Annotated in this window: 12 protein-coding genes; 8 read left to right on the top strand and 4 right to left on the bottom strand. The window is 72.9% G+C overall.

The window, feature by feature from the left end; all coding sequences use genetic code 11:
- Both AOK00_RS33170 and AOK00_RS33165 read left to right on the top strand, forming a co-directional pair.
- On the top strand, positions 1-426 hold a 426-nt coding region (locus AOK00_RS33170), incomplete at its 5' end, for an aldo/keto reductase (RefSeq protein ID WP_173861707.1).
- A 63-nt stretch (positions 427-489) separates the two neighbouring features.
- A complete protein-coding gene (locus AOK00_RS33165) occupies positions 490-1695 on the top strand; it encodes a winged helix DNA-binding domain-containing protein (RefSeq protein ID WP_055603860.1) in 1206 nt (401 codons plus the stop codon).
- Between the two features lie 23 nt (positions 1696-1718).
- On the opposite strand, the gene AOK00_RS33160 is transcribed toward AOK00_RS33165, so the two are convergent.
- Positions 1719-2348: a MarC family protein gene (locus AOK00_RS33160; RefSeq protein WP_055603859.1), complete on the bottom strand. Its 630-nt coding sequence runs from the start codon at positions 2346-2348 to the stop codon at positions 1719-1721.
- A 168-nt stretch (positions 2349-2516) separates the two neighbouring features.
- Here AOK00_RS33160 and AOK00_RS33155 point away from each other — a divergent pair, with 168 nt between their 5' ends.
- Positions 2517-2933, top strand: a complete 417-nt coding sequence (locus tag AOK00_RS33155) for a YciI family protein (RefSeq protein ID WP_055603858.1) — start codon at positions 2517-2519, stop codon at positions 2931-2933.
- A gap of 63 nt (positions 2934-2996) precedes the next feature.
- On the top strand, positions 2997-3539 hold the full coding sequence (locus tag AOK00_RS33150; RefSeq protein ID WP_079042319.1) for a GNAT family N-acetyltransferase: 543 nt from the start codon (positions 2997-2999) through the stop codon (positions 3537-3539).
- 205 nt (positions 3540-3744) lie between these two features.
- Here the strand turns inward: AOK00_RS33150 and AOK00_RS33145 are convergent, their stop codons facing one another.
- The gene (locus AOK00_RS33145) at positions 3745-5268 is read right to left on the bottom strand and encodes an MFS transporter (protein ID WP_079042318.1); all 1524 of its coding nucleotides are present in this window, start codon (positions 5266-5268) and stop codon (positions 3745-3747) included.
- A 64-nt stretch (positions 5269-5332) separates the two neighbouring features.
- Between AOK00_RS33145 and AOK00_RS33140 the strand changes: the two genes are divergently transcribed.
- Both AOK00_RS33140 and AOK00_RS33135 read left to right on the top strand, forming a co-directional pair.
- Positions 5333-6112 carry a TetR/AcrR family transcriptional regulator gene (locus tag AOK00_RS33140; RefSeq protein WP_055603856.1) on the top strand — a complete coding sequence of 260 codons (780 nt, stop codon included), beginning with the start codon at positions 5333-5335 and terminating at the stop codon, positions 6110-6112.
- Between the two features lie 79 nt (positions 6113-6191).
- Positions 6192-6479, top strand: coding sequence for a metal-sensitive transcriptional regulator (locus tag AOK00_RS33135; protein WP_030318196.1), 288 nt, complete (start codon positions 6192-6194; stop codon positions 6477-6479).
- A gap of 91 nt (positions 6480-6570) precedes the next feature.
- Here the strand turns inward: AOK00_RS33135 and wrbA are convergent, their stop codons facing one another.
- A complete protein-coding gene (gene wrbA / locus AOK00_RS33130; RefSeq protein WP_055603855.1) occupies positions 6571-7179 on the bottom strand; it encodes an NAD(P)H:quinone oxidoreductase in 609 nt (202 codons plus the stop codon).
- Between the two features lie 197 nt (positions 7180-7376).
- On the opposite strand from wrbA, the gene AOK00_RS33125 reads away from it, so the two are divergent.
- Positions 7377-8012 carry a TetR/AcrR family transcriptional regulator gene (locus tag AOK00_RS33125; protein ID WP_055603854.1) on the top strand — a complete coding sequence of 212 codons (636 nt, stop codon included), beginning with the start codon at positions 7377-7379 and terminating at the stop codon, positions 8010-8012.
- Positions 8013-8121: 109 nt separating this feature from the next.
- Here AOK00_RS33125 and AOK00_RS33120 read toward each other — a convergent pair whose 3' ends face one another.
- Positions 8122-8901 (bottom strand): TetR/AcrR family transcriptional regulator C-terminal domain-containing protein, encoded by a 780-nt coding sequence (locus tag AOK00_RS33120; RefSeq protein WP_055603853.1) that lies wholly within the window; start codon positions 8899-8901, stop codon positions 8122-8124.
- Positions 8902-9023: 122 nt separating this feature from the next.
- Here AOK00_RS33120 and AOK00_RS33115 point away from each other — a divergent pair.
- Positions 9024-10696, top strand: a 1673-nt coding sequence (locus AOK00_RS33115; protein WP_055603852.1) for a hypothetical protein, incomplete at its 3' end; no start/stop codon positions are given.

The following is a 10696-nucleotide window of genomic DNA, read 5'->3' as shown; positions in this document are numbered from 1 at the left end:
GCCTCCGGCTTCCTCACCGGCAAGTACCGCAAGGGGCAGCCGATCGACCTCACCCGCGGGCGCGCCGCGCTCACCCCGCACCGCTTCGACCCGGCGCTCCCCGGCAACGCCGCCAAGCTCGACGCCGTCGAGGAGTTCATCGCCCTCGCCGACGAGATCGGCTGCTCCCTGCCCGAGCTCGCCCTCGCCTTCGCCGCCTCTCACCCGGCCGTGACCTCCGTCATCATCGGGCCGCGGACGATGGACCAGCTGGAGGGGCTGTTGAAGGGCGCGACCGTCGTCCTCACGGACGAGGTCCTGGACCGGATCGACGAGATCGTGCCGCCGGGCACGAACCTCTACCGCGCGGACGGGGCCTGGCAGCCGCCGTTCCTCACCCGGCCCGCGCTGCGGCGGCGGCCGCTGGAGGAGCGGGCGGCCGGGTAGGGACACCTGATTTCGTGGTGGCGGCCGCCCCGGCGTGACGGCTGATCCTGAATGCTTGGCCGCATGGGTGACACGAGGACGCGGACGATCGACGCAGCCGAGCGCAGGGCGCGGCTCGGGGTGCGGCACCGGCTGGCCGGGAGCGCGCGGGCCGGGTCGGCGGAGGAGGTCGCGGGGTCGCTCGTCGCCCTGCACGGGACCGACCCGGCGAGTGTGTTCCTCGCCGTGGGGGCGCGGCTGGCCGGGGAGGGCGGGCCCGTGGCCGATGTCGAGCGGGCGCTGTACGAGGACCGGTCGCTGGTCCGGATGCACGGTATGCGGCACACGGTCTTCGTCCTTCCCGCCGCGCTCGCCCCCGCCGTCCAGGCCTCGACGACCGATCCGGCCGCCGTCCGCGAACGCGGCACGCTGATCAAGCACTTGGCGGCGGGCAGCGACTTCGACGCCGCGTGGCTGGCGGAGACCGAGAGGCTCGTCCTCGCCGAGCTGGCCGTGCGGGGTGAGGCGACGGGCGCCGAACTCGGCAGGGCCGTACCGGCGTTGAGGTCGACGTACCTGTACGGGAAGGGCACACGGCAGGAGGGCGTCCAGTCCGTCGCGAGCCGGGTGCTGCGGGTGCTCGGCATGGAGGGACGGATCGTACGGGGCCGGCCCCAGGGCGCATGGACGTCCAGCCGGTTCCGTTGGACGCGGCCCGCCCCGCCCGGTTCCGGGCCGGCTTCCGCGCTCGATCCGGCCGCGGCGCGCGCCGAGCTGACGCAGCGGTGGCTCCGGGCCAGCGGGCCCGCCACCGAGGCGGATCTGCAGTGGTGGACGGGGTGGAAGGTGACGGATGTGCGCGAGGCGCTCGCCGCCGTCGGCGCGCTGCCGGTCACCCTCGACGAGGGGACCGGTTTCGTCCTGTCGGACGACCTCGGCCCCGTGACGGAGCGGGCGGCGGAGACCGGGCCGTGGGCGGCGCTGCTGCCCGCGCTCGATCCGACGGCGATGGGCTGGCAGGCCCGGGGCTGGTACCTGGACCCGGAGCACCGGGCGGCGCTGTACGACCGCAGCGGGAACATCGGGCCCACGGTGTGGTGGGACGGCCGGATCGTCGGCGGGTGGGCCCAGCGCCCGGACGGCGAGATCGTCCACCGGCTCCTGACGGACGTGGGCGCGGCGGCCGGGCACGCGATCGACGTGGAGGCGGAGCGGCTCGCGGGGTGGGTGGGGGACGTACGGGTGACACCCCGGTTCCGTACGCCGCTGGAACGGGAGTTGAGCGCCTGAACCCCGCACCCCTCCCTCCTCGCTCACTTGCGCAGGTACAGACCCGGGACGCCCAGTTCCGAGAGACCGTCCAGGACCAGGTCCACGCCGACGGCCGCGAGCAGCAGGCCGAGCAGGCGGCCGAGGAGCTCGATCGTGGCGTGGTGGGTGCGGCGCAGGACGCGGGCGAGCAGCACGACGCAGACCAGGTCCAGCGCGATGACGGACACGTACGCGCCGACGACGGTCGAACGCCAGCTGAAGGAGTCGCGGGCGGCCGCCTCGATGAGCACGGCGGTCATGGCCAGCGGGCTCACCACGTACGGCATGAGCAGCTCTCGCACGCCGCTGACCAGGTCGGGGGCGTCCTGGTGGGTGGTGTTGGAGCCGAGGTGGAGACCGAGGACGAGCCCGACGGCGTAGATGAAGAAGATGACGCCGCCCGCGAGCTGGAGTGCCGCGGTGCTGATGTGGAAGACGTTCAGCAGCCACGGGGCCGTGATGCCCATGACCAGGCCGACGAGGACGGCCGCGCCGGAGGAGATGAGGGCGATGGTCCGCATCTGGCTCACGGGGTGGACCTGGGCGAGGCCGGCGAAGGCGAGGAGGACCTTCGGGGGGCCGACGACGGAGAAGAAGGTGATGAAGGCGGCGGAGTAGCTGAAGGCGTTCACACCGGAATCATGGTGCGGGCGGGTGATTTCTCCGGTTTTTCCGGCCGGTGCCCGCGCGGTGTCGAGAACCGGTCCTCCGCTCCGACTGTCCTGCGAGAGGCAGTACGCGGCGGCACCCCGCCGGAAGCGGGGACCTGCCGGACGAGACGTGAGGACGAGGAGGACGTCATGAAGTACCTGGTGATGGTGCAGGGCAGTCAGGCCGACTACGAGGCCATGGTGGGCCGCCCCACCGAGAGCAGCCCCGCCTGGACCAAGCCGGACCTCAAGGCGATGTTCGCGCACATGAACGCGATCAACGAGGAGCTGACGGCGAAGGGCGAGATGCTCGACGGCCAGGGTCTCGCGGCCCCGTCCACGACCCGGTTCGTGACGGTGGACGGCGACGGCAGGCCGGTCGTCACGGACGGCCCCTACGCCGAGACCAAGGAGGTCATCGCGGGCTACTGGCTGCTCGACTGCGCCTCCCTGGAGCGCGTGACGGAGATCGCCGCCCAGGTCGCCCGCTGTCCGCAGCCCGCCGGCGCCCCGGAGTACGCGGTGGTCGTCCGGCCGGTCGACGAATCGGGACCCCGTCAGGACTGACCGCGCGAGGAGCCCACTCGCCCGCACCCGGCACTGTCCGTGCCGGGTGCGAGGATCGGCCGCGTGGATACCGGATCGCTCGCTCTTCGACAGTTCACGGCCCCGGAGGACGTCTCGCCGGAGGTGCGGAACGAACTCCTCGACTGCTGGATCGAGGTGACCAACGCGGGTGGCGCGGCCGGTTTCCCCTTCCCGCCGATCGACGCGGACCTGGCCGGCCCGGCGGTCGACTTCCTCGTCGCGGGCCTCGACGCCGGGTCGAGCCGCCTTCTGGTCGCGTCGGTCGACGACCGCCTCGCCGGATGGCTGAACGTCCGCCGCGACGACTTCCGGCTCGTCGCGCACTGGGGGACGCTCCACCACGTCCAGACCCGGACGGGTCTGCGGGGGCAGGGGATCGGGGCCGCGCTCATGCGCCGCGTACGGGAGATCGCCCGCGACGAGATGGGACTTGAGCAGCTCCGTCTGGCCGCGCGCGGTGGTGCCGGCCTGGAGACGTTCTACGGACGGCTCGGGTGGCGGGAGGTCGGGCGCTGGCCAGGGGCGCTCCGACTGGCGCCCGGGGACGACCGGGACGAGGTCCTGATGATCCTGGCCCCGCTCTGACTCCGCGCCCTTCTGCGGACCCGTGCACGCTCCGGGCCCGTGGCCGCTCCGAGCCCGTGGCCGCTCCGAGCCCGTGTCCGCTCCGAGCCCGTGTCCGCTCCGGACCCGTGATCGCTCCGGACCCGTGTCCGCTCCGGACCCGCGCCCGCTCTGACTCCGTGCCCGCTCCGGATCCGTGCCCACTCCGGCCTCGGACGGCCCCGGGTCAGTGCATTCCGTGCGGGCCGCCCGTCATGTGCGGGCGGCCCCTCGGGACGAGCAGCGGGGACGCCAGCGCCGCGGCCGCCGCCGTGACGGTGCAGAGGGTGTACGCGGCGGTCAGGCCGGCCGGGGTGGGGGCCGGAGTGGTCGTGGTGGTCAGGGCGAGGGTGGAGACGAGCGCGACGCCGATGGAGCCGCCCAGTTCGTGGAAGGTGTTCACGATGCCGGAGGCGAGGCCCGCCTCGTGCGGGGCGATCAGGCCCAGGGCCGTCGTCGTCGCCGTGACGAAGACCGCGCCGAGGCCGAGCGACGCCGTCGCGAGGGACGGGAGGAGCGTGGTCCACGGGCCGGACGCGGGGTCGAGGAAGACCAGCGGGAGGCAGCCGAGGGCCGCGACCGTCAGGCCTCCCGTGGCGCAGACGCGCGGGCCGGCCGTGCTCAGCAGGCGGGAGCCCAGGTGGGCGCCGATCGCGGTGGTGAGTGCCACCGGGAGGAACAGCAGGCCGGTGCGGAGGGCGTCGAGGTGGTGGACGTGCTGGAGGTGCATCGAGCCCAGGAAGAAGAACGAGATCAGGAGCGCCGTCGCGACCAGCATGAGGAGGGAGCCCACGACGACGGGTCGCCGGGTGAACATCCGCGGGTCCATCAGCGGGGTGCGGGTCCTCCGTTCGGTCGCCGCGAAGGCTCCGTACAGCACGAACGCGCCCAGGAGGGGCAGCAGCGTCGCCGCCGACGTCCAGCCGGAGTCGCCCGCCGTGACCAGGCCGTAGACGAGTGCGCCGGTGGCCGTGGTGACGAGGAGGGCGCCCGGGACGTCCAGGCCGCCGCCGCGCTTCGCGGGCTTCGCCGTCGCCGGTACGAACCTCGGCAGGGCCGCCAGGACCGCGAGGCCCACCGGGACGTTGACGTAGAAGATCCACGGCCAGCCCGGGCCCGAGGTGAGGGCGCCGCCGAGCAGGACGCCCACCGCCGATCCCGTACCGCCGATGGCCGCCCAGACGCCCAGCGCCCTGGGCCTCTCCGGGCCGTGGAACACCGTGGTGACCAGGGCGAGGGCCGCCGGCGAGAGCAGCGCGGCGCCGATGCCCTGGGCGATCCGGCCGCCGAGCAGGACGCCGGCGTTCGGCGCGAGACCGCAGGCCAGGGACGCGGCGGTGAAGAGGGCGAGTCCGGTGAGGAGGACCCGGCGGGCGCCGAGGGCGTCGGAGAGCCGTCCGCCCAGGAGCATCAGCCCGCCGAAGCAGAGGGTGTACGCGGTGACGACCCAGGTCAGGGCCGTTCGCCCGAGGTCGAGGTCGGTGGCGAGCGCGGGCAGCGCGACGTTCACCACGGTCACGTCGAGGACCAGCATGAACTGGGCCGCGCAGATCAGTGCGAGGGCCTTCCAGCGGCGGGGGTCGGGGCGCGGGTGGCCGTGGGCCTGGTCGTGGGCCACGCCGGGGTCATGAGCCTGGTTGTGGCCATGGGCCTGGCCATGACCCTGGTCGTGGTCATGGGCAGGGGAGGGTACGGCGGCGTTGGTGGGCATAACTGAACTGTACGGCACAGTACAGTTGAACTCAAGAGTACAGTTTGGTGGGTAGGGTGAGGCCATGGACGCCCAGCCCGTACCGGACACCACGCCCGCACCGGCCGCCAGGCCCGCCCCCACCGGCCCCCGCGCCGCACGCAAGCGGCAGGCGATCGTCCGGGCCGCCCGCGACCTCTTCCTCCGCGAGGGCTTCGGCGTGGGCATGGACGCCATCGCCGCCGAGGCCGGCGTCTCCAAGGTGACCGTCTACAACCACTTCGGCAGCAAGGAAGCCCTCTTCACCGCCGTCGTCGCGGGCGGCCTCGACGAGCCACTCAGCGAAAGCGGTCGGGGCGACCGGGGCGGCGAGGGCCGGAGCGACGCGCCCGATCTCGCGCGGCTCGTCGACGCCGACGGCCCCGACGCGCTCAAGGCCGCCCTCGCCGACGCCGGTCGCGCCTGGGGCCGCGCCCTGCGCGCCGACACCGAGGGGCGCGCCCTGCGCACCCTCGTCGCCACCGAGGTCCACCGCTTCCCCGAGCTGGGCCGCGCCTGGCGCGCGCACGGCCCGGCCGGCCACCACCCCGCCGTCACGAACGCCCTGCGCGCCCTCGCGGACCGGGGGCTCCTCGACATCCCCGACCTGGAGGTCGCCGTCCTCCAGCTCTACTCGCTGCTGGTCTTCCCGCAGATGGTGTTCGAGCAGCACGGGACGGAGCTCGGCGAGGAGCTGGGCGAACGCCTCGTCGTCGACGGGGTCGAGATGTTCCTCCGGCGGTACGCGGCCACACCCGGGCCCGCCCCCGCGCCGTCCTCCGCACCCGGACGCGCCCCCGCGCCGTCGTCCACGCCCGGATCCTGACGCAGGTGTCATCCTTGGTCTTCGACGGAGCCCCGCGCGGGGAGTAAATTACCCCCTGGGGTATCTAGGAGGAGTAGCTGTGGAACTGGATCTCGCTGGTGCGGAGCTGAAGTCGGTGCTGAACCGGCTCCGCCGGGCTCAGGGCCAGATCTCCGGCGTGATCCGGATGATCGAGGAGGGCCGCGACTGCGAGGAGGTCGTGACCCAGCTGGCCGCCGCCTCCCGTGCCCTCGACCGGGCCGGGTTCGCGATCATCGCGACCGGCCTCCAGCAGTGCCTGACCGACGTCGAGGACGCCCGCCGCAACGGCGAGGACCGCGACGCGATGCGCGCCCGGCTGGAGAAGCTCTTCCTGTCGCTGGCGTGACCACCGCCCTTCGACACGCGGACGTACCCCCGGGGGAGATCCCCCGGGGGTGCGTCGTGTGCGGCGCCTTCCGCGGCGGCCGTCGGCGCGGTCAGTCGGTCGCGAGGCCCTTCAGGCGCTTCGCGATCGTCGTCAGGCGCCGGCCCTGGTAGCGCGCGGCCTGGAGGACGTTCTCCTCCGGGGCGCCGTTCGCGCCCGGGTGGGAGGTGCCGTACGGGTTGCCGCCGGCCGTGTAGACCGCCGGGTCCGTGAAGCCGGGGGAGACGATGACCGAGCCCCAGTGGTGGAAGGTGTTGTAGAGCGCGAGCAGCGTCGACTCGTTGCCGCCGTGCAGGTTGTGGGCGCTGGTGAAGGCCGTCGCGGGCTTGTCCGCCATGACGCCCTGCTGCCAGAGGCCGCCCGAGGTGTCGATGTACTGCTTCAGCTGCGCGGCCACGTTGCCGAAACGGGTCGGGGAGCCGAGCGCGTACGCGTCCGCCCACTCCAGGTCCTCAAGGGTGGCGACCTCCACGTCACCGGTGGCGTCCACGTGGGCACGCCAGGCCGGGTTCGAGTCGATGGCGGCGGCCGGGGCGAGCTCGGGCACCCGGCGCAGCCGCACCTCGGCGCCCGCCTTCTCGGCGCCCTCGGCAACGGCCTGGGCGAGCTGGTGGACGGCACCCGTGGCCGAGTAGTAGATGACGGCGACCTTCACGGACATGGCGATCTCCTCAAAGCGGATCAGTTTCCGTTTCAATACCAGGAGCCTAAACGGATTGCTATCCGGTTCGCAAGGGGAACAGGTATGCTCACATCGAGGGCTACCGGAACGGGGAGACGGGGCGCGGAAAAGCGAAACAGCGCGACACAGCGCGCAACAGGGCGCACAGGCGGCGCACCAGGAACAGGAGTCGGCAAATGAGCACCGAGATTCCGCGGGCCGGAGGCACGGCGGCACCCCTGCTCGGCCTCCTCCCCACCCTCGGGACCCCCGCACCCGAGCGCGCCGACGCCGCCCGCAACCGGCGCAAGATCCTCGACGCCGCCGCCCGGATCGTCAGCGAGGACGGCCCCGAGGCCGTCACCATGAACCAGGTCGCCCATGCCAGCGGCATAGGCGTCGGCACGGTCTACCGCCGCTTCGGCGACGTCTCCCAGCTCCTGTGGGCGCTCCTCGACGACCGAGAGCGCCAGTTCCAGGAGGCGTACATGAGCGGCCCGCCGCCGCTCGGGCCCGGCGCCCCGGCCGACGCCCGGCTCGACGCCTTCCTCGACGCGCTCGTCGACCGGGTCGGCGAGCAGCGCGAGATCCTGCTCGCCGCGCACTCCGCCGCGCCCCGCACCCGCTATCACAGCGGCGCGTACCGCGTGATGCACACGCATGTGGCCCTGCTCATCGGGCGGCTGAGGCCCGGCTCCGACAGCACGCTCCTCGCGCACCTGCTGCTCGCGCCGTTCTCGCCGGACGTCGTACACCATCTGACGGTCGAACAGGAACTGTCGGCGGACCGCCTCAAGGCGGGCGTACGGGAGCTGCTCCAGCTCCGGGCCTGAGCCCCGGATCTGCGGTCCCGGACCGGTCACCGCGCGCCAGCGGCCCCCGACGTGTCACCCCGCGCCGGCTGCACCGGACCGGCCCCCCGCGCCGGCCGCCCCGGCCCGGTCAGATGCCGCCCAGTGCCGCCAGACCGTCCAGCACCCGCGCCAGACCGAAGCGGTACGCGTGTTCCGCGTCGTACAGGCCGGCGTACGCGGTCGCCGCCGCCTCCCCCACCCGGCTCGCCAGCGGGAACCGCGACTCGTCCAACGCCCGCGCCAGCAGCGGCTCGTGGGCGTCCCACCACTCCCCGTCCGACATCGCGCTCTCACGCTCCACGGCCCGCGCGTCCAGCTCCGCCCGGGCGCCGGACTGGACGAAGCCGAGGACGTACGTCAGCGCCGAGTCCCTGGCCACGTCGTCGAGGCCCAGGCCCTCGAAGGCGCCGAGCTCGTACTCGTACTTGGTCATCACGCCGGGACCCAACGGGGCACGCACGATGCGCAGTTCGACCAGCCACGGGTGACCCAGGTGCAGTGTCCGGTTCGCGTCCGCGACCGCCGTGACGCGGGACCGCCAGGACTCCTCCGGGCGGAACGGCGGCCGGTCCATGCGCAGGAAGACGGCGTCCAGCATGAGGTCGAGAAGCTCGGCCTTGCCGGGGACGTACGTGTAGAGCGTCATCGGGGTCACGCCGAGGTGCTGGGCCACCGCGCGCATGGTCAGCGCGTCGAGCCCGCCGGCGTCCGCGAGGGCGAGGGCCGCGTCGACGACCGCGTCGACCGTGAGTCCCTGCCTCGGGCCGCGGCGCCCCGCCGGGGCGGCCGAGCCGTCGCGCCACAGGAGCTCCAGCGTGCGCGCCGGGTCGCCCGCACCGCTGCTGCTCTTCCCCTTCGCCGCCGCCATGCCGCTTCCGTCCTTCTTCGCGTTTTTCGCGTTCTCGCAGGTCAGGATAGCTCCCCATTACTTTGTACGCTGTATAGAGTACTCTTCCCCAGCACACAGGCCGACCACCGGAGGGCGCACGCATGAACCACCCCGTCGCAGCGGACAGCCACCACGTCATCCAGGTCCGCGGGGCCAGGGAGAACAACCTCAGGAACGTCGACGTCGACCTCCCCAAGCGCCGCCTCACCGTCTTCACCGGAGTCTCCGGCTCCGGGAAGTCCTCCCTCGTCTTCGGCACCATCGCCGCCGAGTCGCAACGCCTGATCAACGAGACCTACAGCGCCTTCCTGCAGTCCTTCATGCCGTCGCTCGCCCGCCCCGACGTCGACGGACTGCACAACCTGAGCGCCGCGATCGTCGTCGACCAGGAGCGGATGGGCGCCAACTCCCGCTCCACCGTGGGCACCGCCACCGACGCGTACACGATGCTGCGGATCGTCTTCAGCCGCCTCGGCACCCCGCACGTCGGCACCTCCGGCGCCTTCAGCTTCAACCTGCCCGAGGGCATGTGCCCGCGCTGCGAGGGCACCGGCCAGATCTCCGACATCGACGTCGACGAGCTCGTCGACCGCACCAAGTCCCTCAACGAGGGCGCCATCACCGTGCCGGGCTACGCCGTCGACTCGTGGATGTGGCAGATCATGGCCCACTCCGGTTTCTACGACCCCGACAAGAAGCTCGCGGACTTCACCGAACAGGAGTGGGAGGACTTCCTCCACAAGCCGTCCTGCAAGGTGAAGGTCGGCACCAACAACTTCACCTACGAGGGCCTCGTGGTGAAGCTCCAGCGGACCGTCCTCTCCAAGGACCGGGAGGCCATGCAGGCCCACATCCGCGCCTTCGTCGACCGCGCCGTCGGCTTCCGGACCTGCCCCGAGTGCGAGGGCGCCCGGCTCACCCGGGCCGCGCTGTCCTCCCGTATCGACGGGGTCAACATCGCCGAGTGCTCGGCGATGCAGATCAGCGACCTCGCCGCGTTCGTCCGCCGGATCGAGGACCCCTCCGTCGCCCCGCTCCTCGCCGGCCTGCGCGAGCTCCTCGACTCGCTCGTCGAGATCGGCCTCGGCTACCTCTCCCTCGACCGCTCCTCCGGCACGCTCTCCGGCGGCGAGGCGCAGCGCGTGAAGATGGTCCGCCACCTCGGCTCCCCGCTCACCGACGTCACGTACGTCTTCGACGAGCCGACCACCGGGCTGCACCCGCACGACGTGCGCCGCATGAACGACCTGCTCCTGCGGCTGCGCGACAAGGGCAACACCGTCCTGGTCGTCGAGCACAAGCCCGAGGTCATCGAGATCGCCGACCACGTCGTCGACCTCGGCCCTCGGGCCGGCACCGCGGGCGGCGAGATCTGCTACAGCGGAAACGTTCCCGGACTGCGCACCTCCGGCACCCTCACCGGGAACCACCTCGCGCACCGGGCCAAGCTCCGTGCCGAGGCACGGGTCCCCTCCGGCGCGCTGAGCATCACCGGCGCCACGCAGCACAACCTCAAGGACGTCAGCGTCGAGATCCCCGCCGGGGTCCTGACCGTCGTCACGGGCGTCGCGGGCTCCGGCAAGTCCTCCCTCATCCACGGCAACCTGCCGGGCCGCGAGGGCGTCGTCGTCGCCGACCAGTCCCCCATCCGGGGCTCACGCCGCTCGAACCCGGCGACCTACACCGGGCTCCTCGGCCCGATCCGTACGGCCTTCGCCAAGGCCAACGGCGTCAAGCCGGCCCTCTTCAGCGCCAACTCCGAGGGCGCCTGCCC

Source organism: Streptomyces aureus, from assembly GCF_001418135.1.
Classification (GTDB): Bacteria; Actinomycetota; Actinomycetes; order Streptomycetales; family Streptomycetaceae; genus Streptomyces; species Streptomyces aureus_A.
The sequence above is the reverse complement of the archived record's forward strand: the minus strand, read 5'-3'. Positions and strand labels throughout refer to the sequence as shown.